Raw genomic sequence first — 26,621 nt, forward strand, 5'->3', positions numbered from 1 at the left:
CCCTCCTATCTCAGCAGCCCGAGCTGCTGCGGCAGCCAGAGCGATACGGCGGGAATGAAGGTGATCAGGATCAGCGCCAGGAAAAGCGGCACCAGCCAGGGCAGGATCGCCATGGTGGTGCGTTCGACCGACAGTTTCGCGACCCTCGACAGCACGAAAAGCACCATACCGAGCGGCGGATGCAACAGTCCGATCATCAGGTTCAGCGTCATGATCAGACCGAACTGAACCGGATCGATACCGAACTTGGCGACGATCGGCAGCAGGATCGGCACAAGGATGGTGATCGCCGCGATCGTATCCAGGAAGCAGCCGACGAAAAGCATCAAGAGGTTCACCAGGATCAGGAAAACCCATTTGTTGTCGGTGATCGAGAGGATCGCATCCGACAACAGCTGGGCGGCCTGGCTCACCGTCAAGAGCCACGCAAAGACCGAGGCTGCGGTGACGATGAAGAGGACCGATGCCGTCGTCTCGATCGTATCGAAGCTTGCCTTGGCGAGCGTTGAGAGCGTCATCGTGCGGTAGCGCACGAGACCGAGGAACAGTGACCAGAGCACGGCGGCGACGGCGGCCTCCGTCGGCGTAAACCAGCCCATCGTCATGCCGCCGATCAGGATGACCGGGGTCATCAGCGCCATGACGGCGGAAAAGCCGAAATACCAGTCGAGCGCCAGAAGCACCAGAAGGGCGATGCCGGCCGCAACGTTCATCGACATGCCGGTCTGCATCATCAGATAGATCGCCACAGGCACCATCAGGACAACGACGATTTCCATGCCCGCCGACAGGAGCTGCCTGATATCGAAGGGCGCGTCGGAGCCCCAGCGCTTCTTGTAGGCGAAGGCGGCGACGGTGATCATCATCAATAGCGTCATGACGATGCCGGGCAGGATGCCGGCCATGAAAAGCGCTCCGATCGAAACATTCGCCATCATGCCGTAGATCACGAAGGGCAGCGACGGCGGGAAGATCGGCCCGAGCGTGGCCGAGGCCGCCGTCACGCCGACGGCAGCCTCGACGGGATAGCCGTGATCCTTCATCGCCTTGATTTCGATCGTGCCGATGCCGGCCGCATCGGCAAGTGCGGTGCCGGACATGCCGGAGAAGATGACGGAACCGATGATGTTAACTTGCGCCAGCCCGCCCTTCATCCAGCCGACGAGGGCCACCGCAAAGGAATAGATGCGGCCCGTCACACCGGCCGAGTTCATCAGGTTGCCCGCCAGGATGAAGAAGGGCACCGCAAGCAGCGGAAAGCTTTCGACGCCGGCGATCATGCGCTGGGCGACGATGATGTCGGGCGCGATGCCGAAAAGCACGATATAAAGCACGGATGCGACGGCCATCGAGATGGCAACAGGCACGCCGATCAGCATCAGCACCAGAAACGAACCAAGAAGCAGCAGCATCGTGTCAACCCTCGACAGTCTGGAATTCTTCAGGGCGCTCCAGAACGGAGTAGCCGCGGCGCATATTGGCGATGAAGACGATAACCGCGCGGATCAGCATCAGCACGAAGGCGACGAGCACGGAGTAAAAGACGATGTTGCGCGGCAATTCGACGGTGACCATCTGCTCGTCGGCGACGATATCGACGTAGCGCCACATCAGGTGGCAGCCATAGGCGAAAAAGCCGATGCGGACGATATCGACGAAGGTTGCGAGCACGCGCGCAAGCCCTGCCGGCATATAGTGATAGAACACATCGACCTGAATATGCCGTGACATGCGCACGCACATGGCGGAACCGAGAAAGACCACGCCGATCAGGCAGTTGATCGCGATTTCCTCGGTCCATGCATAGCTGTCGTTCAGCACATAGCGGGTGAAAAACTGCAGGAAGACGCAGCCCGCCATCAGCCAGAAGACGATCAGCGTGATCCAGTCCTCGATGGCGTAATCCGATACGTTTGCGGTCGGCGCATGGCCTTCGAATTCGTGACCGATCTCCTCGGCCGTGATTGGCGTGTGAATTTCTTGCGACATGATCGGCCTTGTTTCGGGTGGAGAAGGAGGCGCGCGGCGCTGAGCGGCGCGACCTTCAGTTCGACAAATCTCGTTCTTTGCTCGGCGGCGTCTGCCCCTCATCCGGCTGCCGCCACCTTCTCCCCGTAAACGGGGCGAAGGGGATGTGCCGCGATCTCTCCGTTCCTCACCCACGCCTCGCAGGGCACGTCCCCTCTCCCCCGTCAGAACGGGGAGAGGGTTAGGGTGAGGGGCAGCCATCGGCGCAAACCGGGCAGCCGTGGCATGCGCCGCGCATGACGAAGGTCGTGAGCGAGCTCCTACTGAATCGCCCGGATTGCTTCCCAATCGGCCTTTTCATAGCCGAAGTCCTCGAACTTGACCTTTTCCATCACGGTCTTTTCGAAGTCAGCCTTATCAACCTCGGCAACGTTCAGGCCCTTCTCCTTGAAGGTGGCAACCAGGCTGGTCTCCTTGCCGGCGATCGTCTTGCTCGTGCGCTCGGCGGCCTCCTGCATGACCTCGCCGAAGATCTTCTTGTCTTCGTCGGTCAGGCTCGCCCACCGCGTCTTCGAAATCACCGTGTTGAGATGATCGACGATGTGGCCGGTGAGGATGATGTTCTTCTGGACTTCGTAGAACTTCTTCGCCTCGATCGTCGTCAGCGGGTTTTCCTGCGCCTCGACCGTGCCGTTCTGCAAAGCGAGATAGACTTCGGCAAAGGCGATCGGCGTGGTGTTGGCGCCGCAGGCGCGCGGCATAGCGAGATAGGCCGGGACGTCGGGCACGCGGATCTTCAGGCCCTGCATATCGGCACATTTGGCAATCGGCTTGTTCGAAGTCGTATGGCGCGTGCCGTAGTAGCTGACGGCGGCAATGTGATTGCCGGTCTTGTCTTCGTAACCTTTGGCAAGGCGCTTGAAGACATCGCTCTTGGTATAGGCGATCAGATGATCAGGACTGCGGAAGATGTAAGGGAAATAAGTCACCCCGATCGGCTTGTAGTCGCGTGCGGCAAAACTCGATCCCGAGATGATGATGTCCACGGTGCCGAGCTTGAGACCCTGATTGATGTCGGCTTCCTTGCCGAGCTGCGAGGCGGGATAGACCTCGATCTTGTAACGCCCGTCGGTGCGCTTGGCGATCTCTTCCGCGGCCCAGACGGAATCCGTGTGGAAGGGCTCCGAGGTTTCATAGACATGCGCCCATTTCAATACGGTCTGGGCATGCGCGACGGCGGTCGTCGCCATCATCGCGGTCGCGGCGCAAAGTATCGTTGCCAGTCTGCTCTTCATCGCTCTCTCCTCCCGAGCTCGGGTTAAGTCTTGGTCGTTCCTTTCGCAGGCCCCTTGTTGCGGCCGTGCTCCTCCTCTCCCGAGAACTCCTCCCCGAAGCTCTCGGAAAACCTCTTCTGCGATAGGGTGAGATGGGCGCGCATGGCAGCCTTGGCGCCTGCCCCATCGCCGGCGGCAATCGCATCGCGAATGGTCCGATGCTCGTCGACGGCGCGACGCCATGTTCCCGGCCCCTCGAAGTGGCTCGCGAGCTTGGCGAAATAAGGGGTCATGCGCATGTCGAACATTTCGCCGGTCACCCGGATCAGGGTCGCATTGCCGACGATCGCGGCAATGCCGGTGTGGAAGGCGCGATCGGCGGCAAGCACCGTACTCGCATCGTTGACGCCGCCGCTCATCCGCATCAGCGCCTCATCGAGCAGCGCGATGCCTTCCGGCCGGGCGCAGCCTGCTGCTTCTTCGGCAATGGCGCATTCGATGATGGCGCGGGCCTGCAGCAGCTCGAAAGGCCCCTCCACCGGCTCGCGCTCGGCCCCGGCCACAGTCGCGGCATGCTGGCGCACCACATAGATGCCGGATCCCATGCGGATGTTGACGAGGCCTTCAACCTCCAGCACGATCAGCGCTTCGCGCACCGTCGGGCGCGACACCGACAATTGTTCCGCCAGGTCGCGCTCGGCCGGCAGCCGTTGGCCAACGGCAAGCTCGCCGCTGACGATCATCAAACGGATCTGGTCCGCCACCTGCCTGTAGAGGCGGCGTGATTCAACAGGCGAAAACATGGGGCCTCCCGCGGCTTCTCCTCAAGCACGCATCTGGTCAACTGGCCTGACCAATTAGCGTACAGGTATCATCGCCGAGGTTGTGCGTCAATCCGCCGCATAAAACTTAAACAGGAGAGGCTGAGTCAATCGGTCCGTGGTGTGCACCGGCCTGCCCGCGACCTATATGCCGGCATACCATTCATAACCGCGATCTTCCCAGAAGCCGCCGCTGCCGCCGTAAAGCCGGCCTAGATCGGCGACCGCTTCCATGCGAGTCAGATATTTCGCCTGCTTGTAACCGAGCTGCCGCTCGACCCGAAGCCTCAGCGGCGCTCCATGCGCCACTTCCAGATCGCGCCCGTTCATCGAATAGGCCAGGATGGTCTGCGGATGAAAGGCATCGACCAGATCGAGACTCTCATAGTACCAGCCGGTACCGTCAAGCGTCTTTTCGTATTCGTCGGCGCAGTGGAACACGATATAACGCGCCTCGGGCTTCAGCCCGACCGATTGCAACAGGGCGCCGAGGGGCAAGCCCGTCCATTTCCCGATCGCGCTCCAGCCTTCGACGCAGTCGTGGCGGGTGACCTGGGTGCGCGACGGCATCGCCTTCAGCTGCGCGAGCGAGAGCTGAGTGGGGTTTTCCACAAGTCCGCCGACATCTAGTCTCCAGGTCGAGAACTGCTCGCTCATCCAGTCGAGATATTGCGGATTGTCAGGCATGCTGGTGCCGTTCGAGCGAAAGATCGGCGACAGATCGGCCTCGCTGAATTCGCGGGCGAGCGAATCGTCGCCGAGCAGCAAGCGCTGCGTCTTCATGCTGAAGCCCTCGGCGATCTTCAGGACCGATTGCGTCCGCTCACTTTCGACCAATGCGTCGCAGCCGCTCAATCCGAGTGCGGAGGCGGTCAGGGTCGAGCCGATCAGGAAACGGCGGCGGGTGATCAGGCGGCTCATTGTCCGTCTCCCTGTTCGATGGCGTAGTAGCCGGTGATCATCGAGCGCAGATTGTTGAAGACACCCGACAGGATCACCATGGCGACATGCACCACGACGAAGGCGACGAGCGAAAAGGCGGTGAGGAAATGCAGAGTGCGGGCCGATTGCCGTCCACCGAATATATCGAGCAGCCAGGGCGCCACGGCATTGAAGCCGGGCGACATGGTGAGCCCCGTGGCAATCATCAACGGCAGCAACAGGAAGATCACCGCGAGATAGGTCAGTTTCTGCAGGGTGTTGTAATGGCGCGCCTCGGCTCCCTTGGGAAAACGCAGCCTGGCATGGTTGGCGACCTCATGGCCGAGATGAGCGAGCGTCAGTTCCTTGCCGGCGGGGGCGAGATCCCGGCGGAAATGCCGGCTGATCAGCCCGTAGGCGAGATAGACAAGACCGTTGAGGACGAAGAGCCAGGCAAAGAAGAAATGCCAGCGCCGGCCGGCCGACAGGTCTTGATAGCTTGGGAGGGTGAGCCAGCTTGGAAAACCCCTGGCTGCCGCTTCGCCATTGACATTCGAGAGCCCGAATACACCTGTCGTATCCAAGGTGAACGAACCGACATGCGTCACCCCCTTCGCCTGATTGCCGTCGTCGACGGCTTCCATCGAGATGAAGGACGGATCGTTGTCGGCGCCATACTGGCCCCAATAGAGCGCCGGATGAGCATTGAATATCTGCAGGCCGCTCATCAGCAGCACAGTGAGGCAAAGCACGTTCAGCCAATGCGATAGGCGAACGGCAAGGCTGTGGCGGTAGATGAGCGTGCGGCCGGTTTTCGTGCCGGTATCGATCGTCGCCATGTTGGTTCTCCAGATCGATGAAAGTTTCAGGAGGAAAAGACGCGGCCGCTGCGAAAAAAGTTTCAGCGGCCGCGCAGATGCGGCCCTCTTACTTCATCGCATCGCAGGCCTTCATCATGTCGGTCTTCTTCATTGCATCCTTTTCCATGCCGGCCTTGTGCATGCAGTCCTTCTTCGTGCCCGCCATCTTCATGGCGTCCTTCGACATGGCGTCCTTCGACATGGTGTCCTTCTGCATCGTGTCCTTCTTCATCGTGTCGGACTTCATGGCGTCCTCGGCCGACACCGCACCGGCGAGCGAAAGGCCGGCGACGAAGATGCAGGCTGCAAGGCTGGAAACAAGTTTGGTCATGGAACTCTCCTGGAATGGGATTGTCGTGTCCGCCGACTGTTTGCCGATGGCTCACATCAGCCCATTCGAGCAAACGCCAGGATGCGTTACAGCCTCACGCGCATGTGATAGGACTGTGATGGCGATACTGTTTTTGATCCTCTCTGTAACCGATTGGCTGTTTTTCCGAATGAACTCTCCGACAGCATGACAACCGCCCGTTCGGAAGAAGCCCTGAAAGCCCTGATGCTTCTATCCCTTGACGGGGACGAGGCGGCCTATCGGCGTTTGTTGACGACTTTGCGCGCGCTGCTTGTCGGTTATTACAGCCGCCGTATGGCTGCGGCGACGAAGTCGGATATGGAAGACCTGGTGCAGGAGACATTGCTGGCACTGCATTCTCGCCGATCCACCTATGACCGAGGGCGACCTTTTACCGCCTGGTTCTTCTCGATCGCCCGCTACAAGCTGATCGACCACCATCGCGGCCACGGTGGACGCAGGCTGGCCGAGACCGAGCTTGGCGAGGAGATCGAAGACGACTTCAGCGAGGACACGCTGACGGCCCGCATGGATGTCGAGCGGTTGCTCGATGGCTTATCACCGAGACAGCAGGAACTGATCCGGCAGGTAAAACTCGAGGGCCAGTCGGTCGCCGACACCGCAACCCGCACCGGCCAATCCGAATCGGCGGTGAAAGTCGGCATCCACCGGGCGCTCAAGGCGCTCGCAGAGAGATTGCGAGGCGCATCGTGATAAAGACGGACGACATCATCGAAAGCCTGGTAGGCGACCTGAAGCCGGTGCCGCGCAATGCGCTGTCGCGCCGCTTCGCGCTTGGCCTGGTGCCGACACTCGGGCTCTCGCTGCTGCTGATGCTGGCCATTCTCGGCCTCAGGGTCGATATGCCCGATGTGCTGATGCTGCCGGTCTTCTGGATCAAATCGGCCTATAATGCACTGATTGCCGTGGCGGCTCTCCTCGCCGTCTTTCGGCTTTCCCGCCCCGACGGTTCCGAGGGACGCTTCTTCGGTTTGCTCGCCGTAGTCTTTGCCGCCATGACGGCGATCGCAGCCATCCAACTCATGATGGCTCCCGCCGGGTCTTCCCGGGTGCTGATCCTCGGCTCGTCGGCGCTTCATTGCCCGTTGCTGATATTCGGCTTTGCCATGCCGGTCTATGCCGGCGTCGTCTGGGCACTGCGTCGTGCGGCACCCTCCGATCTCCGGCTCACCGGCTTCGTCGCCGGCATTGCCGCCGGCGCTGCCGGCGCCTGGGTCTATTCCTGGTTCTGCACCGAAAACGGCATGCCCTTCGTGCTGGTCTGGTATTCCCTCGGCATCCTGCTCACCGGCGCCCTCGGCGTCCTCACCGGTCCTCGCTTGCTCCGCTGGTAGAACCTCTCTCAGCCGAGACACTTCGCGATTTAAAGAGATCAATTTTGGGCGCTGACCTCAGTCCCCTTCCTCCTGACCTCAGTCTCGCGTCACCTTTGCATCACACGGCGCGGACCGACCAACCGGATTGGCATATTGCCTTCGAAAGGCCGCCCGCTGCGCTGCATGTCTGCCGCGCCTTTGTCACCATCCAATTGAAACTGATTGACCAGATCCCTCAGACGGCCTGCCTCGGAGGACAACGATGCGGCGGCAGCCGTCGACTGCTCGACCATTGCCGCATTTTGCTGCGTCGTCTGGTCCATCTGATTGACGGCGGTATTGATCTCGGCAAGTCCCGTTGACTGCTCGCGCGCCGAAGTGGCAATCGCATCCATGAGCTGGTTGATCTGTACGACGTACTCGCCGATCGACTTGAGCGACGTTCCGGTTTCGAGAACCAGTTTCACGCCATTTTGCACTTCGGTTGAGGACTTCTGAATAAAGCCCTTGATCTCCTTGGCTGCTTGAGCGGCGCGCTGGGCAAGTTCACGGACTTCCTGTGCGACGACGGCAAAGCCTTTGCCTGCCTCACCCGCACGGGCCGCCTCAACGCCGGCATTCAGCGCCAAAAGGTTCGTCTGAAAGGCGATTTCATCGATTGCACCGATGATATTCGAAATCTGTTCTGAACTGTCCTCGATTCGTCGCATGGCCTGTTCGGCCTCCGATACGACGGTTGCCGACCGCTGAGCGCTGATATTGGCTTCCACGGCCACATGGCGTGCCTCGTCGGTGCGTTTGGTCGCCATCGTCACATTCGACGTGATCTCGTCCAAGGCTGCGGCCGTCTCCTCAAGAGAAGCTGCCTGCTGCTCTGTACGTTTGGAAAGGTCCTGTGCGGCAGATGCAATTTCACCGGTACCATTGTCTATGCTGTGTACGGTCTGCAGCACCGCGCCGATCGTCGCGCCCAATTGCCGGAGCGAAGCGTTGAAGTCTTCGCGCAAGGTTTCGTACTCGGCTGCAAATTGCTCCGAGAGCTGGAAGGATATGTCGCCTGCCGCAAGCCGCCGGAGGCCCCCGCCCAATGTGGTGGTTGCGAAGCGCAATTGTTCAGCCTCGCGTTCGGCGCGCTGCTGGGCCGCAGCGCGCGCCACCTCACTCTCACTGCGGGAGTCGGCGGCCTCCTTCTCAAGCCTGACGACGTTAAGGGCATTCTGACGAAAGATTTCGACGGCGCCGGCCATTTCACCGACTTCGTCGGCGCGGCCGGCATAGGGAATATCACTGTCGAGGTCGCCATCCGACAAGCGCTTCATGGCGGATGCGGTTCGTCGGATCGGGTTGGCGATTCCTGATATTGCAAACACGATGCCCGCCACGGCAACGAGCACGGCGATTGCTGCAATTGCTGCCGTCAGAATGAACGCGGAATCGGCAGAGACACCGCTTGCGGTTACGAAACCTTCGGCCTGGCTGAGAATGAAAGCAACCAGATCCCCCACCGCCTTGTTCATCAGCGCAGCCTGTGGCTCCATATTTTCCTTGAAGAAACGAACTGCTTCCGGCGTCTTCCCGCTGGTTTCGAGGGCGATCATGTGATCCGCCAGTTCGCGATATTTGCTGAGCTCGGGTTTGATCTGATTGATCAGTTCGCGCCCACGCGCCGTGCGGACGCCGTTTTCATATTCGGCGACAACCTTGTCGAGCGCAGCGCCGGCAGCGTCGATCTCTTGCTTTCCAACCTTCTGCTCCTCCGCCGTGTCTTCCAGGAGATACTGAGCATAGGTTAGTTTCAGGTCGAGGAAGTTGTCCTTGATCTCGCGAGCCGTCACCAGCCGCTGCATCCAGAAGGTGCCGATCTGTTCGGCATTGGCCCTCAGTGTCGACATCGTGGTCAGCGAGACATAGGATAGTCCAACCATGAACAGGCTGATGATTGTCAGCTTTAAGATCAGGGCCTGCTTGATACTCGGGCGCTTCATGCGGGTCTCCTCGAAGGTTTGCTGGGACGACCGGCTTGCCGGTTGATGCAAAATCTCACACCGGATTCGATAATTTAGTATTAACTAAACAGGGCCCCCGGTGTCGTTTTTGGGAAACTTTTGCGCCGACACAAACTTCCGCGATTAGTCCGAATGCAGCACGACTCAAGGTTCCTGGAAACCGCGGGAAAAAGCAGCCATGGCGAGCGAAAATGTCTCCTCGCTCGGATCCAAGACACCGAAATATAGCTCGGCCGAGATTGGTGCTGCGCCGATCGTCGGCTGCGGAGGGGAGCTAAAAGAGGTCCTGAAAATTAACTTCTGTTGCGCCCGCCAGGGAGCCGTCCACCACGTCGGCAAGCAGCTGCGCGCTTGCCAAGCGGCCTCGGGAACACATACTGGATCCATGCAGCGATCAGAAAACCAACCTGCCGGCATCGAAATCTCCCTCTGGCAGTATTCCGGGAGCGAACGCGACTGGAGCCGCTGGTTGCAGTCGCTTTCACAGGATGAACGCGACCGGGCGGAGACCTATCGGTTTGAACGAGACCGAGCCTCATTCATTGCCGGCCGCTATCTCTTGCGGCGACTGTTGAGCGACTATGTCGCGACAGCACCAAGCAAGGTCGTATTGTCTCCGGACCAGTACGGCAAGCTGAGGCTTGCGGGTCGTGACACGCCGCAATTCAGCCTCGCCAATGCCGACGGGCTTGTGACGGTCGCTGTCGCGTCGGGATGTGATCACCTCGGAATAGATTGCGAACCGGTCGACATCGAGATCGAAGAGGCGGCGGTGGCGAGCTATTGCAGCGTAGACGAATGGCTCCGACTTGCAGAATTGCCTGACCACGAACGTGCGCGGGCGGCTGTCGCACTCTGGACGCTCAAGGAGAGCCATCTGAAGGCACTTGGCGTGGGCTTGCGCGAAGATCCCCGCAATATTGCCTTTTCCTGGAAGGATGGCATTCCTGTCATGGTCGGTGGCGATCGACGATGGCATCACCGCCTGATCGACAGCGGCAGCCAGCACATGGTCGCGCTGGCGGCCTGCTCGGCAGTCGGACTGCCCGGCATTTCTACACATCTATTTCAGGACGATAGCAGGCCATCCGAATAACCGGTGCGGAGCTGATGCGGCATTGCAGAAGCGGTCTCGGTCGCCCAGGCCAGTTGCGCATTGTCCGGTTCCGCATCGAAATGCTGCCGGCCGAGCAGCGTATTGACGATCGTCGCGCTGCGCCAGGCCATCAGGCTGAGCTGAGAGTCGGCGATACCATGCGAGTATCGACCTGCATTCTGCGCCAGCAGCCGATTTGCCCTGGGACCCGTCCATTGCATCGTGTAATCGTCGTTGAGGATGGGATAGCCGTTTCTGTCGAGCGTGATCCGTTCACCCAGCGAGCCGAGAGCGTCCGGCAATCGGAACCGGTAACCGGTTGCCAGAACCACCGCATCGGCGTGAAGTACCTCGATGCCCCCGTCGAATTGATTCCTGACGATCAGCCGATAGGCATTGCAGTTCCGCTCCATCTGGATCACATCGCGGTTCGGCGCCAGAGATGCGTTGAGCATTCTTGGCTCGAGATAACGCAGCGCATAGAGGCGCCGGTAGATCGAATGAATCGTCGAAATCGACAGTCCGTCGCTGGTCAGGATCGAGTTTTTCAAGGCTGCCTGCTTCTGCTCGCCGCCGAGCTTCAGATAGGCATGCACATATTCCGGAGAGAAGACCTGGTTTGAAAACGGCGTGTCGTTGATCGGTTCGAAATTATGACGCCTGCTGATCCAGGTCAGCTCCGTCATCGAACCGGGATCCCCAAGCAGCGCCTCGACGACCTCGCCACCGCTCTGGCCGCCGCCGACCACGACGATGCGGCCGGCTCCGAGATCTGCGAGACGCGACTTCGCCTCACTGTTGTGAAAGCAATCCGCACCCAGAAACGGTTTTGCCCAGTCTGGCACGAAGGGTGAAGATCCCGTACCGACCACCAGGTTGCGTGCTTCTTCCTGGCCGTTGTCGAAGCGCAGGACGAAGCGGTCGTCGCGGTGCTCGACGTCGCGAATGTCAGTCCCAAAACGCAGACCGTCCACGCCCTTGGCGACCCATGCGAGATAACGTGCAAACTCCTGCCGGGGAACGGCGTCATAATTGGCGTTGAGGAATGCATAGAGCCTCTTATGAGCAACCAGATAGGAGACGAACGACCAGCGGCTGGTCGGCAGGACGGGGGTGACGAGGTCTTTCAGAAAGGACGATTGCAGCTCGACGCCGGGCATCATCATGCCGGGATGCCAGTCGAAGGCGTCGCGCCGCTCGAAGAAACGGCTGCGGACCTCAGGCACCGATTCCAGCAGGCAGGCAAGGCTCAGATTGGAGGGACCGATGCCGATGCCGGCAAGATCGAGCGGCTCGTTGAGGGCATCCCTGCGGGTAAAAGCGACGGTCATGCGTTATCCTTCTCTGTTTCCTTGAGGCGCAGGGCAAGCCTTGAATGGAAGGCGGGAGACCCGATCATATGCAGGTGGTTGGTGCCGGTGATGATCTCGGCAGCATGCGCCCGCGGCGACAAGCGGCGCCAATCGATCAGGTTGAGGCCGCGGTTGAGGCTGTCGTCGGCCGCCCAGGGATAGATCGGCACGTCATGGGGAACGAGCCAATGCTTGCGAAAGATCAAGGCATTGTCGATCAGCACCCAGAACGTATGTTCGCGGCTGCTGATGTCAGGCCCATCGGTCGGAAGCGGGTCCTTCTCGTCGCCGACAAAACGCAGGAACTGCTCATAAGTATCGGCGTCCATCGTCGACAGCAGCCGGTCCCATTCCGGGCGCATCACCGTTTTCTGCAACCATGCCTGCACGTCCCGATGCAGCGCGTCGCGTTCGCCCGGCCGGAAGCGCGGCCTGGCGCCGATCGCGAATTCGGATCCGAGGTCGCAAACATCGACCATCGCCATCATCCTGACGTCGACCTCATTGGCAAGCGTGCGAGCGGCCTCGTAGGCCAGGAGCCCGCCCCAGGACCAGCCGAGGAAAGTGCAGGGCGCGCCCCTGCTGTGCTTCCTGATATAGTCGACATAGCTCTCGATGATCTCTTCGACCGGCGCGCCGACTTCCTTATTTTCGGATAGCGAGTGGCAAATGAAACCGGTCGCCGGCTGATCGGCGCCGAGATAATCGACGAGCTTCACATATTCGCGGGTGCTGACGAGAAGGCCGGGGAAGCAGTAGAGCCGCGGCTTGGCACCGGAAGCGCGCAGCACGATCACCTCGGAGAGATCCCGCTCCTCCCCCTGCTCCATTACACCCGCAAAGGCGCGAATGGTGGGGTTGTTGAAGATATCGGCGACGGTGAGCGGGATCTTCGGCCTGCGTTGGCGCAGCAGGGAAAGAATGCGGATCGCGCCCAGCGAATTGCCGCCGATCGTGAAGAAATTGTCCTCGACGCTGATCGCCTCCAGCTTGAGAACCTGGCGCCAGACATCCAGCACCTCTTCTTCGAGCGCGGTCGCCGGCTCGACGATCTCGCGCTTGACCGGCTGCGGCGCGGGCAGCGCGAAGCGGTCGAGCTTGCTGTTCGGATTGGTCGGCATCTTTTCCAGTTCGACCACAGCCGCCGGCACCATATAGGAGGGCAGGCTGCGTTCGAGGCCGGACCGAACCGTCTCGACGTCGAGCCTTTCGTCCTTTTTCGGAACGACATAGGCAACCAGCGCCTTTTCGCCACCACCGTCGTCGTCGCGCAGCACGACCAGGGCTTCGCCGACGCCGGGCTGCTGGAGCAGCGCCGCTTCGATCTCGCCGAGTTCAATGCGGTAGCCGCGCAGCTTCACCTGATGGTCGACGCGACCGACGAATTCGACGGTTCCGTCCTCGCGCCAGCGCGTCAGGTCGCCGGAGCGATAAAGCCGGCCGCCTTCTTTCGAGAACGGATCGGGGATGAAGCGGTCCGCCGTCGTATCCGGCTTGCCGAGATAGCCGCGAGCTACGCCCTCGCCGCCGATATAAAGCTCGCCGGTCACGCCGATCGGGCACGGATTGAGGTCGGGATCGAGCACATAGACGCGCCTCAGTCCGACGGCGCGGCCAAGCGGAGCATAGACGCCCTGGAATTTCGTGCCCGCCCTCACCTTCCAGACCATCGGCGTCATGATGGTTTCTGTCGGACCGTAGCCGTTGATCAGCCATTCCGATTTCAGCGCCCGCGACAGAAGATCGAAGGTCGGTTGCGCCAGCCCCTCGCCGCCGAAGGAATAAAGCCGCATCGGCGGCGCGCCGTCTGACATATCGGCCCATTCCGCCAGCTGCTGCAGATAGGTTGTGGGAATGCTCGCATTGTTGGCGCCGTGCTTGCGCATGGCCGTCAGCGTCTCTTCCGGGGTCCAAAGCGGCTGATCGGGTAGAATGATGCTGCCGCCTTCCATCAGCGGGTTCATCCAGCGCTCATGACCGCCGTCCGAGCTGAAGGGCAGGAACGGCAGCTCGCGCGACTCCGAGCTCATGCCGTAGACGCGCGAGGTATTCTGCAGATGGTGCGTCAGTGGACCGTGCTCGACGGCCACACCCTTCGGCAATCCCGTCGAGCCCGAGGTGTACATGACGTAAGCGAGCTGATCCTTATGCGTGGGAACATAGAGCGGCGTATCCGGCTCGCCGTCGAGATCGAGCTTGTCGAGTTCGAGGACAATGGTGCCGAGCTCTTCCGGCAGCCGATGGCGCAGCCAGCTGTGGGTCAGCACAATCTTGACGCCGCCGTCGCGCAGAATGTGGTGGTTGCGGACCGGCGGATGGTCTGGCTCGACGGGGATATAGGCGCCGCCGGCCTTCAGCGTCGCGAGGATGCCGACAATCGCCTCCGGCGAGCGCTTGATGAAGATCGCGACCGTCACCTCGGCACGCACGCCGAGCTGCCGCAGCCGATGGCCGAGGCGGTTGGTGCTCGCCTCCAGCCAGCCATGGCTCCACTCCTCGTCGCCGTAGACGATCGCCGTCTTCTCTGGCGTCCGGCGCGAATGGGCTGAGATCAGTTCATGCACCGGCCGGTCGTCGTTGACGACATCATCGTCGTAGGGGGCGGACAACCAGTCGAGCTCGTCGCTACCCATGAGTTCGATGTCCTTGATCCTGAGATCCGGCTGCGCGACGATCTGCTCGAGCACCAGGCAGAAATGCCTGGCGACACGGGCGATCAAGGCGCCGTCGTAGAGATCTTCAGCATAGTCGATCAGCCCAAATGCGCCGCCCTCCAGACGCGCCTCGACCACCAGGGAAAGCTCGCTGTCGGCACGCGCGCCGGACGATTCCAGGTTCGTCGCATCTCTCGCAATCGGATAGGGTTCACGGAACTCGAACAGCGCCTTGACCACGGCCTCCTGGGCGGCCGCTTCGTCGACCACCAATTCCTGCGTGATGCGCTCCAGCGGCAAGAGGCGGGCAAGCCCCTCTTCCGTCACCGACGAGATCGCCGCGACGACGTCGTCGAGGGAATGCCGGGAGGCGAGTGGCAGGACGAGAGGAAGCACCTTTTCGGCGCGGCCGCGGCTGGCGAAATGTTCCGTGCGGGGCCGTGCGACCAGCAGGCCGGTCAGCAAAGCATAGTTGCCGCTATAGCGCGCCAGCAGCGCGCAGAAGGCGGCGTGCAGCACGCGCTCGACCTCAAATCCTCGTTCACCCGCATGCCATTCGAGCTTGCGCCACAGCTCGGGCTCGATCGCAAACCGATGCTCAGCGCGCGCCACGCCTGCAAGCCCGCCGCTGTTGAAGCGGGTGGGGAAGGTCGAAGCCGCGTAGTCGAGACCGATCGTGTTCTTCCAATAGGCAAGCGCATCTCGTGCCGCATCCGTCTCCAGCCATTCTTCCTCCCTGGTCCCGGCCGAAATTTTCACCGGGTGCATCTCGCCGGAGGGTTCGCCATCGAGAATTCGCGTCAGCGACGCGGCAAGAACGGATTTTTCCCGGTCGTCTGAGATGATCGGATGCAATACGATCGTCAGCAGTGATTGCCCATCGGCAAGCCGGATGATCTGGATGCGGACGCCTGGTCCCTCCAGCAGATCGAAGCGCCTGTCGCGGAAGGCTTTTCGCCCGGCCAAGGCTGCAGCCTTGGAAAGAGCTGCTCCTTCCTCGCCGAGGATTTCGATCGGCACGGCGTTCGATGCGCCGCGATACTGCTCGATGCGGCCGCCTGCCAGCCGGCGGAAGCGGGTGGCAAGCGACGGGTTCTCAGCCACGAGCGCCCGGCAGGCGCCGGCAATCGTCTCGACATCGGTCGCCGCACTCAACCGCAGCCCGATGACCTGGTCGGGAAAGACGGTGTAGTTGCCGATCTGCTCCAGCGACCAGATGCGCTTCTGCGCGATCGTCAGCGGAAAGCTTTCGAAGACGGTATCCACAGCATCGGTCGGGCGGGCATCGGCGAAATTGGTGATCTGCTTGTTCATCTTGCCATCCAGACGTTTCAGAGACGCGCGTTACTGGCCATGGCCGAGCGCAGGGAAAGCGGGCGCGGGTCGGCCCAGACGCCGCGGATATGGGCCAGGCACTCCTGGCGCGAACCGGCAAAACCCGCCGGCTGCCAGCTCAGCGGAATCCGCTTGTCCTGTGGCCAGACCGAGTAGTGATGCTCGGTGTCGATGACGACGATCCAGAGATCGTCGGGGGGCTCAAGATTGTCCATTCGAAGCTCCTGCGGAGATTGACGTCATGCGCAAATGACGGATCTGGTCATCAGGAGTTTAGACAACCGCTGAGAATTTTTTTCTTCGTCCGCCCCTAAATCCACCCAGCTATGGATCGTCATTCTATCAAATCGTCACAAGAGCACACTTCATGCTCGCAGCATCAAAAGCCCTGCCGATCAAGGAGAACATTATGGATTTCGACGCCGCCAAACAAAGGCGGGTTCTGCAGGCGCGCAGCTATGTCAGGCTAGCCCCCAATATCGTCCATCTCAACACCGTGCACGGGAATCACGAAGTCGCCCTCGAAGTCGAAGCCGGCATCGCCTCGCTAACCTTCTACGAGGGGAATCCCATGCAGTCCGCGGAGCTTCTGATGGCGGCCGCCGAGGCGGTGACGGCGCAGGACCGCTCGATCAAATCGGTCATTTTCGACGGCCACCAGGCAAGCCTCCCGCCGCATATTGCCGGCACAGGCGGAAGACTCGATTCCGAGATCCTGTGGCAATGGCCGTCGCTGTGGCTGCCGCAGCTTTCCTATCCGCTGCCGCCGGTGCAGCAGATGACCGCGGGCCGCTATCATCCGCGCCGGCCGGCAAAGCCGAAGGGCACGGTCTACCAGCGCTTCATCCCGTGGCTGGAACGGGAGATCACCCTCAGGGTCGCCGATCCCGAGACCGATCTTGCCGCCTTTCATCGCTGGATGAACGACGAACAGGTCAACACGATCTGGGAGGATGCGGGCTCGATCGACAAGCACCGAGAGATCCTGGAAGAGAGGATCGCCGATCCGCATGTCCTGCCGCTGATTGGCAGTTTCGCCGACATTCCCTTCGGCTATTTCGAAGTCTACTGGGCCAAGGAGAACCGGCTCGGCCCCTACTACGATGCCGACGATTACGATCGCGGATGGCATGTCGCAGTCGGCGAACCCGATTATCGCGGCAAGAAATGGATCAGCGCGTGGCTTCCCTCGCTGATGCATTTCATCTTCCTCGACGATCCGCGCACCAGGCGCATCGTCGGTGAGCCGCGTGCCAGTCACGATCAGCAGATCCGCAATCTCGACCGCTCGGGCTTTGCAAAGGTCAAGCATTTCGATTTTCCGCATAAGCGGGCGCTTCTCGTCATGCTGAGCCGAGAGCGCTTCTTCAGCGATCATCTCTGGGTCCCAGCGTCATGAACGACATGAGCGGCAGCCTGCGGAAACCTAGCCTTGCACCGGAAGATCTTGCCAGCCCGCAGCTTTTCCGGCTGCTGCTGCGGCTCGGACTGCCTGCCATGTTCGGCCTGTCGATCAATGCCGCGCATCACACGATCAACATGGTCTTCGTCGGCATGATCGGCGAAGACCAGATCGCCGCGATCATGATCGTGCTGCCGATCCTCATGCTCGTCGCCGCCTTCGGCGAAGGCATCGGCGTCGGTGTGGCCACCGAGGTCGGGCGGGCGCTCGGCGCCGGCAAGCGGTCACGTGCGAGCACGCTCGCCTCGGTCAGCCTGGCCGCCGGCGTCGCCTTCGGCGCAGCAAGCGCGGTCGTCATCGTCGTTTTCCCATCTTTCCTGGTGTTCGGCGCAACGCCCGCCCTCGAGCCGCTCGCGCAGCATTACCTGCTCATCATCGCGGTCTCGATCCCGCTGACGATGGCGCAAATCATTCTCGATTTCCTGGCGATTGCCGAGGGCAATGCCCGCTTCAGCATGTGGACGCTGGTCGCCTGCTTCGCGCTGAACATGATCCTCGACCCGATCATGATCTTCGGCTTCGGCCTCGGTCTACAGGGCGTGGCAATCGCCACCATCCTCTCCCAGCTCGTGGCGCTCTCAATCTACGGCGCCTATCATGCCAGAAGGCTCGGCACGATCCGGCCGACGTTCGGCTGGCGGTTCGGCGACCTCAGGCATCTCAAGCCGATCCTTGCCGTGGGCGCACCGACGACGCTGACGAGCCTTGCAACGGCCGGCGCAATCGCCGCGATGTTGTCGGTCGCCGGCACCTTTCACGGTGAAGACGGCATTGCCGGCGTCGGGATCGCCTTGCGGCTGCTTGCGGTCGGCGCACTGCCCGTCATCGGCATTTCGCTCGGGGCGCAGTCCATCCTAAGCTTCGCCTGGGGCCGTGGGGATATATCACGGGTGCGGTCGGCGACCCGCATACTAACCGCCGTCACGAGCGCGGTCGGCGGCGTCTACGGACTGACGGCGGTCATCTTTTCCGAACATCTCGCCTCGTTCTTGACCGACAATGCATCGGTGGTTTCGATCGCAGGACAGGTGATCATCGCGACCCATCTTCCCTTCCTGCTCTTTGGCGTCAGGCAAACACTGCTGGTCCTCTTTCAGGCGCAGGGCCGGCCGAAAGCCGCCCTTGCCGTCGGCCTGGCGCAGAATGGATATCTGCTCTTTCCGCTGCTTGCGCTCCTGCCGCCCTTCTTTGGTTTTTCGGGCCTGCTCTGGGCCATGTTCCTGGCCTCGGCGCTGACCGGCCTGCTGTCATGCTTCTGCCTGGCGCGGTCGCTCGGCGCGCTCCGGCAGCGCGCGGCCGAACCTTTAACCGCTATCCGTTCCCATCCCCGCTTTTGTCCATGAGAGGATCATCATGAACCAATCCTTCAGCCTCCGCGACCTTGGCGCCCATGCGGCCGCCGACGATCTCTTCACGCCCGTCGATCCGGCCGCCTTCAACGCCGTGTCGCCGCCGATCTTCCAGACCTCTCTCTTCACCTACGACAGCTACGAAGCAATGGAGGATGTCTTCGCCGGCCGGGCGCGCAATTTCATCTATTCGCGCGGCGACAATCCGACCGTCCGCGAATTCGAACTCTTGGTCGCGCGCCTCGAAGGTGCCGAGGACGGGCGGGCCTTTTCGAGCGGAACGGCGGCCATCACCTCCACCATCCTCAGCCTCGTGGAAGCAGGCGACCGGGTCGTGGCGGTCCGTCACCTCTATAATGACGTCTACCGCCTTCTCGTGAAGTTGCTCGGCAGGCTCGGCGTCACGGTGGATTTCGTCGATCCCTCCGACCATGACGAGGTGCGCAAGGCGCTGCCGGGCGCCAAGCTGCTTTATCTCGAAAACCCCTCCTCCTTCGTCTTCGAGCTTCAGGACATCGTGGCACTGTCGGCCATGGCGAAGGAGGCCGGCGTTACCACGATCATCGACAATTCCTGGGCGACGCCGCTCTTCCAGAAGCCGATCCAGCATGGCGTCGATATCGTCATTCACGCCGCCTCGAAATATCTCGGCGGCCACAGCGATACGGTCGCCGGCGTCGTCGTCGGCACGAAGGAGGCGATCGCCAGGATCAACTCGACCTCCTATCCCTATGTCGGCGCCAAGCTTTCGCCCTTCGAGGCCTGGCTCCTGCTGCGCGGCATGCGCACACTGCGCGTCCGTCTCAAGGAGCATGAGCGCAGCGGGCTTCTGCTCGCCGGGCGGCTGAAACAGCATCCCGACATCGCCCGCATTCGCCACCCGGTCTTTCAGGACCATCCCGGCCGGGCGACGCTGTCGGGTTATGCCGGGCTCTTCTCCTTCGACCTCACGCCCGATATCGACGTCGCGCGCTTCGTCAATGCGCTCCGCGAAATCCGCCTCGGCGTCAGCTGGGGAGGACCGGAAACGCTCGTGGTCCCGGCCAAGGTGGCGCTGCAGATCCCCGACCGGATAACCACTTTCATCCGGTTCGGCGTGAGCGAACAGACAATTCGTTTCGCCGTGGGGCTGGAAGAACCGGAAATGCTTTGGAGCGACCTTGAGCAGGCGCTGCACGCCGCGCGGCGGTAAGATCCTGCCGATGTTCATGATCGGGGCGGGTGGGTTCGGTGATCGCCGAATGGCAATGCTGCTCCGCCGCCTTGATCATGAAATTAACAAGCGTCCGTGAGACGCCGAGTTCGGCCGCGATATCCTTCTGCGGCACACCGTTCAGGCGGTGGCGGATGAAGGCATCATTGGTACGCTTCGGCAGCGCTTCCAGCGAGGCGAGCACGTCGCGCAGGGTCTCGGCAGCGACCAACTGATCGAGCACGGTGGGGATGGGAGCAGTGATCTCCTGAACCTGGTCTATCGACCTATAGTTGTTCATCTGCTGGCGCTGACGGCGGCTCTCGTCGAGTGCGAGATTATAAACCATGCGAAAGGCATAACCGATCGGGCAACGAATGTCGTCGATTTTCACCCCATAGGCTTTGATGACTCCGTCCTGAAAGATGTCCTCGGAATATGATCTTGATTTGACAACGCTTTCAATCGTTTTGAGGAGTTTCTTCTTGTTCTCGATCATAGCGTTGACCACGGCATTGCCGTTCACATCACGATGCGATGCTCGCATTGTCCTGTACCCTTTTTACAAATGGAAAATCAGGCTCTGTCGTTGCTGCTCGGTTCGGTCCTGGCGCTCCTTTTTCGAGCGGAAGTGCACGATTTGATTGCAGTGTCTATTTTAAGATGATAACTAGAGTCAAGTTTAAATCGACCGGCTGAAGGCGAGAAAAGAATGGGAAGAATAGTTGAGATCCTGACAGGCAAGGTGGAGCTCTGCCGCTCGATTTTGGGGGCCTTGCCCGACTGGTTTTCAGAACCGGAGGTCATCGAAGCGAGTGCCGCTGCGGTCCAAGATCTGCCGGTGTTCGGCTATGTCGAGGCGGACGTCGTGACGGCGTTGATGACCTTGAAACGGCACCTGCCCGGAGCCGTCGAAATCGCACTGATTGCGACGCGCCCCGAATATCACGGCCGCGGTGCTGGACGCCATCTTCTCGACGAGGCCGAACGCTTCGGCCATCAAGCGGGCCCACGACTGCTGACGGCCAAGACGCTCGCCCCGCGCCGCCTCGACGAACCGCAATTCGAGGCGACGCGGCGGTTTTATGACCGGAACGGCTTCGTCAGAGCGGAGGTCTTTGCCACGCTGTGGGAGGAGGATCACCCGTGTCTGTTCATGGTCAAGCCGCTCGCTGCGGTCCAGGCAGGTGAGACCGCGCTTTGAGACGACGAAACTTTCTTCTTGGCGCGCTGGCAATGACCGGCGCGCCCACTACTACGCGCGCCGGCGATAGCGACGTCGTTTCGCTCGATTATGGATTGGCATCGACGATGCTGGCGCTCGGCAGCGTGCCGCGCGCGATTGCTGCGCTGAGGAACTGGGCGGAATGGGTCGTCGAGCCGCCCATGCCGCCTGATGTCGTCGATATCGGCACCACGTCGGAGATCAATCTCGAAGTCCTCACCAGCCTGCGGCCATCGCTCATCCTCAGCACGCCGTTCCTGGCAGCGCTGGACGATAAACTCGCCCGCATCGCGCCAGTCGAAACCTTCACCGTCTATGCCGAGAACGGCGAGGCGCTCGATCGCTCCTATGCCGAGACGCGGCGTCTCGGCACCTTGATCGGGCGGCGGCAGGAAGCGGAGGCATTTCTCTCCCACGCCGACGCCACGTTCGACCGACTGCGCGAGCGGGCGGGGAACCTGTTCGCGCCTCCGGTCGCCGTCATCAACTTCATCGACCAGAGGCATGCGCGCATCTACGGCGGTCCTGGGCTTTACGGCGGCGCCATGAGACGCATAGGCCTTGAGAATGCCTGGAAAGGCGAGGCCAACTACTGGGGGTTTCAAACGATAGGCCTGGAACAGCTCGCCGAACTCGATGAAGAGGTCCACCTCGTCGTCGTGTCGCCGCTGTTTCCGCCCGATGTCCTGACCCGGCTTTTGGAAAGCCCGCTCTGGTCCAGCCTTCCCTTCGTCAGGCGGCAGAGGATTTCGGTCGTTCCAGGCGTGCTGATGTTTGGAATGGTCCAGGAGGCGCTGCGCTTTGCGACCTTGATGGTCGCTGTTCTGGAGACTGCCGCCCGATGAAAGCCGAGTTTTCCCGCTTCGGCGCGCCCACACTCGCGGCGCTGCTGCTGCTTTCAGGCCTGGGCCTGGCTATCCTCGACGTCCTCCCGGCGCTGCCGCATCTGGAGGCGACAGGCGGTTACGACGCTGAGCACCTGCTGCTCCTCTATTCGACGCTCCCGCGCATGGCAACGGCGCTGATCACGGGAGCCGCCCTCGCACTCTCGGGCACGATCCTGCAGCAGGTACTGCGCAACCCCCTGGCCTCGCCGACGACGCTCGGCGTATCGGCCGGCGCCAATCTGGCGCTGGTATCCGTGATGCTCGCCTTTCCGTCACTGACCGGATGGGGGCGCGACGCAGTCGCGCTCAGCGGAAGTGCGCTTGCTGCCTTGGCCATCTTTTCGATCAGCGCCCGGCATGGGTTTTCGCCTTTTTCGCTCATATTGTCGGGCATGATCGTCGGCCTCTGGTGCGGCGCGGCAGCGGCCATCCTGGTGCTGATGAACGATCAATATCTTTCGGGGATCTTCATCTGGGGCGCCGGATCGTTGTCGCAGCAAAGCTGGGCGATCCCGGCATCGTTGCTCCCGAAGGTGGCGCTGCTGGCGGCACTTGCCCTGCTGGCCACGCGGCCGCTGGCGCTCAGCCAACTCGGCGATGCCGGCGCGACCAGCCTCGGCCTGCCGATCAAATGGACGCGGGGCTTCATCCTGGCGATCGCGATTGCGCTGAGTGCTCTCGTCACCAGCGCCGTCGGCGTCATCGGATTCATCGGGCTGGTGGCCCCGCAGATCGTTCGGCTGGCCGGCGCAAGACGGATCCTCAGCCAATTGATCTGGTCGCCCGTTGCCGGTGCCGGCCTTCTCCTGCTGACGGATCAGGCGATCAAGCTTCTTGCTCCCGGCGACTTCGTGCCGACGGGGGCGGTGACGGCACTGCTCGGCGGACCAATTCTGATCGCTCTTCTGCCACGCCTTGCCACCGCCTCGCGCACGCTGCCCGGCGTGGCGTCGCCAGGGCCCGCGATCGACAACAGAGCGGCATCATTCGCCGTCCTGCTCGCCGGCATCATCGCATTGGCGATTGCCGCGATCTTCTTCGGCCGCACACCCGACGGCGCCTGGGCTTGGCTACCGGCCGGTTCATGGGATGAAATTCTTCCCCTGCGGCTGCCGCGGGTCGCCGCCGCATTCGGCGCCGGAACCGTGCTCGGCGTGACAGGACTGATCCTGCAGCGGCTGACCGGAAACGAAATGGCAAGCCCTGAAGTGATTGGCGTATCGGCAGGAGCAACGCTCGGTGTTGCCGCCGCCATGTTTGCTTTTGCCGGACCGAGCCTGACAATCCAGCTTGCGTTCGCGGGCGGCGGCGCCCTTGCCGTGCTGACCGTGATTTTCCTGTTGAGCGCTCGTTCCGGTTTCGGCCCGAACCGCGTGCTGCTCGCCGGCATCGCCTTCGGCGCGATCCTCGACGCCGGAATCGGCGTCCTTGCCGCGAGCGGCGATCCGCGCGGCTTGGCGCTGATACGCTGGATGGCGGGCTCGACCTATTTTGTCGACAATGCGGTGGCGGCAAGCGCGCTGCTGATTGCGCTCGCCTGCCTCATCGCCGCATTTCTCGCCAGCCGCTGGCTTGCCCTGCTGCAACTTGGAACCGAGACGGCAAGCGAACTCGGCCTCAGGATCCTTCCCGCACGCGCAGTGCTGTTTGGGCTCTCCGCCATCATGACGGCGGCGGCGACACTCGTCGTCGGCCCCTTGAGCTTCGTCGGGTTGATGGCACCGCACCTTGCCCATGGTCTCGGTCTTCGCCGGCCCGCCGCCCAGCTTCTGGCCGCCGCCATCATCGGAGCGGCCCTGCTGGTCATCGCCGACTGGACGGGGCGTATGATCGCTTTTCCCTATCAGATCCCCGCCGGATTGATCTCGGCTCTTGTGGGAGCCCCAATGCTGCTGATCGTTTTACGAAGGCGGGCGTGAAGGCGTTCGTCTTTGATTGGGGGGCCCGGGACAACGCAGGCCCCATCACCGGCGCACGGCGGGACACCACCGAATGGCGCCCGTCCGGCAGCGGGCTGGCTTCGCTGCAGTGACGCCACGCTACGGAATTCATGCCGAACATCGGGATTTGCGTCCGCAGCGCGGGAACGTCTTCAAGGGAGCGATGATCCGGCCAGAATTTCACGGCACAAATATCCCTGCCGCGGTACGAAGATGCCCGTCTGCAAGGCGAACCGAACAACTCGCTGCGGTGACAACGAACGACTGTCGCCCACCAAGCCATGGAGGCCTGGTGGGCGACAGGATGATCGGTAATCAAGGTCGGGCCTAACCGCCCGTTCATCTCAACCGCCAAGCTTACCACCGATACTTCAGCGTGCCGGTCATGTTCCTGCCCTGGCCGAGATAGCAGAAGCCCTCCTCGCAAACTGTTTCTCGCTCATCGCCGATGTTGCGGATGTTGAACGCTGCCGTCAGGCCCTCGTATTTCTTGTCGACAGCGCCGAAATCATAGGAGGCGGATGCATCGACATAGAAAGTCGCGGGATTTTTCGAGGTGTTGGCAACATCCGTCCAGGTCTCGCCGATGTAGCGCACGCCGGCGCCAACCGACAGACCGTTGAAGGGATTGCTTTCCTGGAAAGTGTAGTTCGCCCACAGGCTCGCAATGTGGGTCGGGGTGACGGCCGGAGTCTTTCCGACGTTGTCGCCGCCGGTCACTTCGGAGTCGTTGTAGGTGTAAGCTGCAATGATATCGAGACCGTCGGCGATTGCCGCCCGGGCTTCGAGCTCGATACCCTTTCCGGTCACTTCCCCTTGCGAGTCGTAGGCAAAGGTCAGCGGGTCGGCGAGCCTCGGCTTATTTTGCTCGACGATGTGATAGGCGACGGCCGATAGCAGGATGTCGGAGCCGGGAGGCTGGTACTTCACGCCGACTTCGTATTGCTCGCCCTTCGTCGGCGGAAGAATTGTGTTGGCTGCCGATCGGTTGGTGACCGGATCAAAGGAGGTCGCGTAGGAGACGAACGGCGCGATGCCGTTGTCGAATAGGTAGAGTGCGCCGGCCTGTACGGAGAAGGCATTCTTGTCGACATCCTCCGAGCTGACCGTAGGCAAGGTCGAATCGCGTGTCTGGTTCACCCAGGTCTGCCGGCCGCCGAGGTTGAAGCGCCAGTTCCCGACCTCGATCTGGTCCATGGCGTAGATGCCAACCTGCCGCATATCGGCATCGGAAGCCAAGACATTATAGTCCGGCGTAGCGCCCGAGACTCCATAGGTCGGATTGGCGATATCGAAGTCAAATGCCGGATCGGCCGCTCCGGCGCCATAGCCAAAGCTCGACTTGAGATTGGTGTAGTCGAGCCCGAACAGCATCGTATGCGCAAGCGGGCCCGTATCGAATTTCGCCTCGAGCTGATTGTCGACCTGGAAAACGTTCATCTCGTCCCGGATCGCATTTGTGCCGCGATGCGCGACGGTGCCGGTCCAGCCGGTAACCTCGAGATAACGGGCCTTCAGATCGAGATGCGAATAGCGAAGGTTCTGCCGGAAGGTCAGGCCGTTGTCGAATTCATGCTCGAACTGATAGCCGACCTGCTGCTGCTTGACCTTCTGGTAGTCATAGTCGGGATCGCTCTGCCTGATGTCGCGGATCCTGCCGTCCAAGGTCGTGATCGCGCCGACATTGGAGTCGGTCTCATCCGCCTGCGCCAGGCCGTATACCGTCAAGGACGTGCCCTCGTCGGGCTTCCAAGTAAAGGATGGCGCCAGCAGATAACGATCGTCGGTAATATCGAAATTGGTGTCGCCGCGGCGGGCGACGCCGACGATGCGATAGAGGAAATCGTCGTTGTCTTCGCTGATCGGCCCGCCGAAATCAAACATCCCCTGCACCCGGTCCTTGGTGCCGTAACTCATGCCGACTTCGCGTATCGGCTCCTCAGTCGGAAGCTTCGAGATCTTGTTGACGAGGCCACCCGGCGATCCCGAGCCGTAGAGAACGGATACCGGTCCCTTGATCACCTCGACGCGCTGCAGCTGATACGGATCGGTGCGGAACATGCCGTAATTGATGTAGGGTTGGCGCAATCCGTCACGATAGTCGCCGACCGTCGTGGCGTTGTAGCCGCGAATGTAGATCTGGTCGAAACGTGGATCGAAGCCGCTCGTTCCTGTCGTCACGCCGGCCGTATAGCGCACCGCCTCGATGACCGTCTGGGCGCCGCGCTGCTCGATTTCCTTCTCGGTGGTGACCGAGACCGAACGCGGCGTCTCGACGAGCGGCGTGCTGATCTTGGTCGCGCCGGCGCTGTTCTTGGCGGTCACCGATGTCCGATCAGTCTTGCTATCAGAGGCTGCACCCTGAATAACGATCGGTTCCAGCGTCGTCGCGGTATCGCTTGTGGCGGCACTCTGCGCAACAGCCGGCGACGCTGCCATGCCGATCAGAATGACCGCCGTCGTAGCAAACAGGCCCTCTCGATAAATTCGCGGTAGATTATTAGAAACATTCAAAAAAACAAGCGCCATCACTTGGTCCCTACGTCACAGATGCGCGCGGAACCTATGGAGCGAATTTGGCCTTGTCAAC

At 61.5% G+C, this 26,621-nt stretch carries 22 protein-coding genes; 9 read left to right on the forward strand and 13 right to left on the reverse strand.

All coding sequences use genetic code 11. The features are described 5' to 3' along the window. Positions 1 to 5: 5 nt before the first annotated feature. From FFM81_RS25045 to FFM81_RS25075, 7 genes are all read right to left on the reverse strand, one after another. Entirely contained in the window at positions 6 to 1,412 is a 1,407-nt protein-coding gene (locus FFM81_RS25045; RefSeq protein WP_003568702.1) for a TRAP transporter large permease, read from the reverse strand. Between the two features lie 4 nt (positions 1,413 to 1,416). Next, positions 1,417 to 1,989, reverse strand: coding sequence for a TRAP transporter small permease (locus tag FFM81_RS25050; protein WP_003568700.1), 573 nt, complete (start codon positions 1,987 to 1,989; stop codon positions 1,417 to 1,419). A 299-nt stretch (positions 1,990 to 2,288) separates the two neighbouring features. After that, on the reverse strand, positions 2,289 to 3,263 hold the full coding sequence (locus FFM81_RS25055) for a sialic acid TRAP transporter substrate-binding protein SiaP (RefSeq protein ID WP_138386035.1): 975 nt from the start codon (positions 3,261 to 3,263) through the stop codon (positions 2,289 to 2,291). A gap of 23 nt (positions 3,264 to 3,286) precedes the next feature. Beyond that, positions 3,287 to 4,045: a FadR/GntR family transcriptional regulator gene (locus tag FFM81_RS25060; RefSeq protein WP_097536764.1), complete on the reverse strand. Its 759-nt coding sequence runs from the start codon at positions 4,043 to 4,045 to the stop codon at positions 3,287 to 3,289. Between the two features lie 162 nt (positions 4,046 to 4,207). Beyond that, entirely contained in the window at positions 4,208 to 4,984 is a 777-nt protein-coding gene (locus FFM81_RS25065; protein ID WP_138386034.1) for a molybdopterin-binding protein, read from the reverse strand. Continuing rightward, the gene (locus tag FFM81_RS25070; RefSeq protein ID WP_003568694.1) at positions 4,981 to 5,823 is read right to left on the reverse strand and encodes a cytochrome b/b6 domain-containing protein; all 843 of its coding nucleotides are present in this window, start codon (positions 5,821 to 5,823) and stop codon (positions 4,981 to 4,983) included. The genes FFM81_RS25065 and FFM81_RS25070 overlap by 4 nt, the downstream gene beginning before the upstream one ends. Positions 5,824 to 5,911: 88 nt before the next feature. Further along, entirely contained in the window at positions 5,912 to 6,175 is a 264-nt protein-coding gene (locus tag FFM81_RS25075; RefSeq protein ID WP_003568693.1) for a pentapeptide MXKDX repeat protein, read from the reverse strand. A 186-nt stretch (positions 6,176 to 6,361) separates the two neighbouring features. Here FFM81_RS25075 and FFM81_RS25080 point away from each other — a divergent pair, with 186 nt between their 5' ends. Then, entirely contained in the window at positions 6,362 to 6,910 is a 549-nt protein-coding gene (locus FFM81_RS25080) for a sigma-70 family RNA polymerase sigma factor (protein WP_138386033.1), read from the forward strand. Then, positions 6,907 to 7,551 (forward strand): NrsF family protein, encoded by a 645-nt coding sequence (locus FFM81_RS25085; RefSeq protein WP_138386032.1) that lies wholly within the window; start codon positions 6,907 to 6,909, stop codon positions 7,549 to 7,551. The genes FFM81_RS25080 and FFM81_RS25085 overlap by 4 nt, the downstream gene beginning before the upstream one ends. Positions 7,552 to 7,640: 89 nt before the next feature. Here the strand turns inward: FFM81_RS25085 and FFM81_RS25090 are convergent, their stop codons facing one another. Next, positions 7,641 to 9,518 carry a HAMP domain-containing methyl-accepting chemotaxis protein gene (locus FFM81_RS25090; RefSeq protein ID WP_138386031.1) on the reverse strand — a complete coding sequence of 626 codons (1,878 nt, stop codon included), beginning with the start codon at positions 9,516 to 9,518 and terminating at the stop codon, positions 7,641 to 7,643. 406 nt (positions 9,519 to 9,924) lie between these two features. Between FFM81_RS25090 and FFM81_RS25095 the strand changes: the two genes are divergently transcribed. Further along, the gene (locus tag FFM81_RS25095) at positions 9,925 to 10,635 is read left to right on the forward strand and encodes a 4'-phosphopantetheinyl transferase family protein (protein ID WP_138386082.1); all 711 of its coding nucleotides are present in this window, start codon (positions 9,925 to 9,927) and stop codon (positions 10,633 to 10,635) included. Here the strand turns inward: FFM81_RS25095 and FFM81_RS25100 are convergent. Genes FFM81_RS25100 through FFM81_RS25110 form a run of 3 tightly spaced genes read right to left on the reverse strand, consistent with a single transcriptional unit; the run spans position 10,608 to position 16,191 of the window. After that, entirely contained in the window at positions 10,608 to 11,966 is a 1,359-nt protein-coding gene (locus tag FFM81_RS25100; RefSeq protein WP_138386030.1) for a lysine N(6)-hydroxylase/L-ornithine N(5)-oxygenase family protein, read from the reverse strand. The two genes, FFM81_RS25095 and FFM81_RS25100, sit on opposite strands and share 28 nt — an antisense overlap. After that, a complete protein-coding gene (locus tag FFM81_RS25105; RefSeq protein ID WP_138386029.1) occupies positions 11,963 to 15,955 on the reverse strand; it encodes a non-ribosomal peptide synthetase in 3,993 nt (1,330 codons plus the stop codon). The genes FFM81_RS25100 and FFM81_RS25105 overlap by 4 nt, the downstream gene beginning before the upstream one ends. A gap of 17 nt (positions 15,956 to 15,972) precedes the next feature. Continuing rightward, a complete protein-coding gene (locus FFM81_RS25110) occupies positions 15,973 to 16,191 on the reverse strand; it encodes an MbtH family protein (RefSeq protein WP_138386028.1) in 219 nt (72 codons plus the stop codon). A gap of 194 nt (positions 16,192 to 16,385) precedes the next feature. Between FFM81_RS25110 and FFM81_RS25115 the strand changes: the two genes are divergently transcribed. Genes FFM81_RS25115 through FFM81_RS25125 form a run of 3 tightly spaced genes read left to right on the forward strand, consistent with a single transcriptional unit; the run spans position 16,386 to position 19,979 of the window. Further along, positions 16,386 to 17,375, forward strand: a complete 990-nt coding sequence (locus FFM81_RS25115) for a GNAT family N-acetyltransferase (RefSeq protein ID WP_173883879.1) — start codon at positions 16,386 to 16,388, stop codon at positions 17,373 to 17,375. After that, on the forward strand, positions 17,372 to 18,781 hold the full coding sequence (locus tag FFM81_RS25120) for an MATE family efflux transporter (RefSeq protein ID WP_138386026.1): 1,410 nt from the start codon (positions 17,372 to 17,374) through the stop codon (positions 18,779 to 18,781). Before FFM81_RS25115 ends, FFM81_RS25120 begins: the two co-directional genes overlap by 4 nt. Positions 18,782 to 18,791: 10 nt before the next feature. Next, positions 18,792 to 19,979, forward strand: a complete 1,188-nt coding sequence (locus FFM81_RS25125) for a PLP-dependent transferase (RefSeq protein WP_138386025.1) — start codon at positions 18,792 to 18,794, stop codon at positions 19,977 to 19,979. Here the strand turns inward: FFM81_RS25125 and FFM81_RS25130 are convergent. Further along, complete coding sequence (locus FFM81_RS25130) at positions 19,870 to 20,526, reverse strand: sigma-70 family RNA polymerase sigma factor (RefSeq protein WP_138386024.1); 657 nt, start codon at positions 20,524 to 20,526, stop codon at positions 19,870 to 19,872. The genes FFM81_RS25125 and FFM81_RS25130 overlap by 110 nt on opposite strands. Before the next feature lie 165 nt (positions 20,527 to 20,691). Between FFM81_RS25130 and FFM81_RS25135 the strand changes: the two genes are divergently transcribed. From FFM81_RS25135 to fhuB, 3 genes are read left to right on the forward strand one after another with little or no spacing between them, the layout of a single operon-like run. Beyond that, the gene (locus FFM81_RS25135; RefSeq protein WP_138386023.1) at positions 20,692 to 21,183 is read left to right on the forward strand and encodes a GNAT family N-acetyltransferase; all 492 of its coding nucleotides are present in this window, start codon (positions 20,692 to 20,694) and stop codon (positions 21,181 to 21,183) included. A 32-nt stretch (positions 21,184 to 21,215) separates the two neighbouring features. Next, positions 21,216 to 22,049, forward strand: a complete 834-nt coding sequence (locus FFM81_RS25140; RefSeq protein WP_138386081.1) for an iron-siderophore ABC transporter substrate-binding protein — start codon at positions 21,216 to 21,218, stop codon at positions 22,047 to 22,049. Continuing rightward, positions 22,046 to 24,010 (forward strand): Fe(3+)-hydroxamate ABC transporter permease FhuB, encoded by a 1,965-nt coding sequence (gene fhuB / locus FFM81_RS25145; protein ID WP_138386022.1) that lies wholly within the window; start codon positions 22,046 to 22,048, stop codon positions 24,008 to 24,010. Before FFM81_RS25140 ends, fhuB begins: the two co-directional genes overlap by 4 nt. A 378-nt stretch (positions 24,011 to 24,388) precedes the next feature. Here fhuB and FFM81_RS25150 read toward each other — a convergent pair whose 3' ends face one another. Next, positions 24,389 to 26,560 (reverse strand): TonB-dependent siderophore receptor, encoded by a 2,172-nt coding sequence (locus FFM81_RS25150; RefSeq protein ID WP_138386021.1) that lies wholly within the window; start codon positions 26,558 to 26,560, stop codon positions 24,389 to 24,391. Positions 26,561 to 26,621: the final 61 nt, after the last annotated feature.

The sequence above is a fragment of the Rhizobium hidalgonense genome (assembly GCF_005862185.2).
In the GTDB taxonomy this organism is placed as follows: Bacteria; Pseudomonadota; Alphaproteobacteria; order Rhizobiales; family Rhizobiaceae; genus Rhizobium; species Rhizobium hidalgonense.

Coding starts and splice junctions, on each gene's coding strand:
- FFM81_RS25105 (WP_138386029.1), bottom strand. CDS start 15,955: ATGAACAAGCAGATCACCAATTTCGCCGATGCCCGCCCGACCGATGCT.
- FFM81_RS25130 (WP_138386024.1), bottom strand. CDS start 20,526: ATGCGAGCATCGCATCGTGATGTGAACGGCAATGCCGTGGTCAACGCT.
- FFM81_RS25075 (WP_003568693.1), bottom strand. CDS start 6,175: ATGACCAAACTTGTTTCCAGCCTTGCAGCCTGCATCTTCGTCGCCGGC.
- FFM81_RS25090 (WP_138386031.1), bottom strand. CDS start 9,518: ATGAAGCGCCCGAGTATCAAGCAGGCCCTGATCTTAAAGCTGACAATC.
- FFM81_RS25125 (WP_138386025.1), top strand. CDS start 18,792: ATGAACCAATCCTTCAGCCTCCGCGACCTTGGCGCCCATGCGGCCGCC.
- FFM81_RS25135 (WP_138386023.1), top strand. CDS start 20,692: ATGGGAAGAATAGTTGAGATCCTGACAGGCAAGGTGGAGCTCTGCCGC.
- FFM81_RS25110 (WP_138386028.1), bottom strand. CDS start 16,191: ATGGACAATCTTGAGCCCCCCGACGATCTCTGGATCGTCGTCATCGAC.
- FFM81_RS25060 (WP_097536764.1), bottom strand. CDS start 4,045: ATGTTTTCGCCTGTTGAATCACGCCGCCTCTACAGGCAGGTGGCGGAC.
- FFM81_RS25080 (WP_138386033.1), top strand. CDS start 6,362: ATGACAACCGCCCGTTCGGAAGAAGCCCTGAAAGCCCTGATGCTTCTA.
- FFM81_RS25050 (WP_003568700.1), bottom strand. CDS start 1,989: ATGTCGCAAGAAATTCACACGCCAATCACGGCCGAGGAGATCGGTCAC.
- FFM81_RS25095 (WP_138386082.1), top strand. CDS start 9,925: ATGCAGCGATCAGAAAACCAACCTGCCGGCATCGAAATCTCCCTCTGG.
- FFM81_RS25150 (WP_138386021.1), bottom strand. CDS start 26,560: ATGGCGCTTGTTTTTTTGAATGTTTCTAATAATCTACCGCGAATTTAT.
- FFM81_RS25045 (WP_003568702.1), bottom strand. CDS start 1,412: ATGCTGCTGCTTCTTGGTTCGTTTCTGGTGCTGATGCTGATCGGCGTG.
- fhuB (WP_138386022.1), top strand. CDS start 22,046: ATGAAAGCCGAGTTTTCCCGCTTCGGCGCGCCCACACTCGCGGCGCTG.
- FFM81_RS25070 (WP_003568694.1), bottom strand. CDS start 5,823: ATGGCGACGATCGATACCGGCACGAAAACCGGCCGCACGCTCATCTAC.
- FFM81_RS25140 (WP_138386081.1), top strand. CDS start 21,216: ATGACCGGCGCGCCCACTACTACGCGCGCCGGCGATAGCGACGTCGTT.
- FFM81_RS25065 (WP_138386034.1), bottom strand. CDS start 4,984: ATGAGCCGCCTGATCACCCGCCGCCGTTTCCTGATCGGCTCGACCCTG.
- FFM81_RS25055 (WP_138386035.1), bottom strand. CDS start 3,263: ATGAAGAGCAGACTGGCAACGATACTTTGCGCCGCGACCGCGATGATG.
- FFM81_RS25120 (WP_138386026.1), top strand. CDS start 17,372: ATGAACGACATGAGCGGCAGCCTGCGGAAACCTAGCCTTGCACCGGAA.
- FFM81_RS25100 (WP_138386030.1), bottom strand. CDS start 11,966: ATGACCGTCGCTTTTACCCGCAGGGATGCCCTCAACGAGCCGCTCGAT.
- FFM81_RS25115 (WP_173883879.1), top strand. CDS start 16,386: ATGGATTTCGACGCCGCCAAACAAAGGCGGGTTCTGCAGGCGCGCAGC.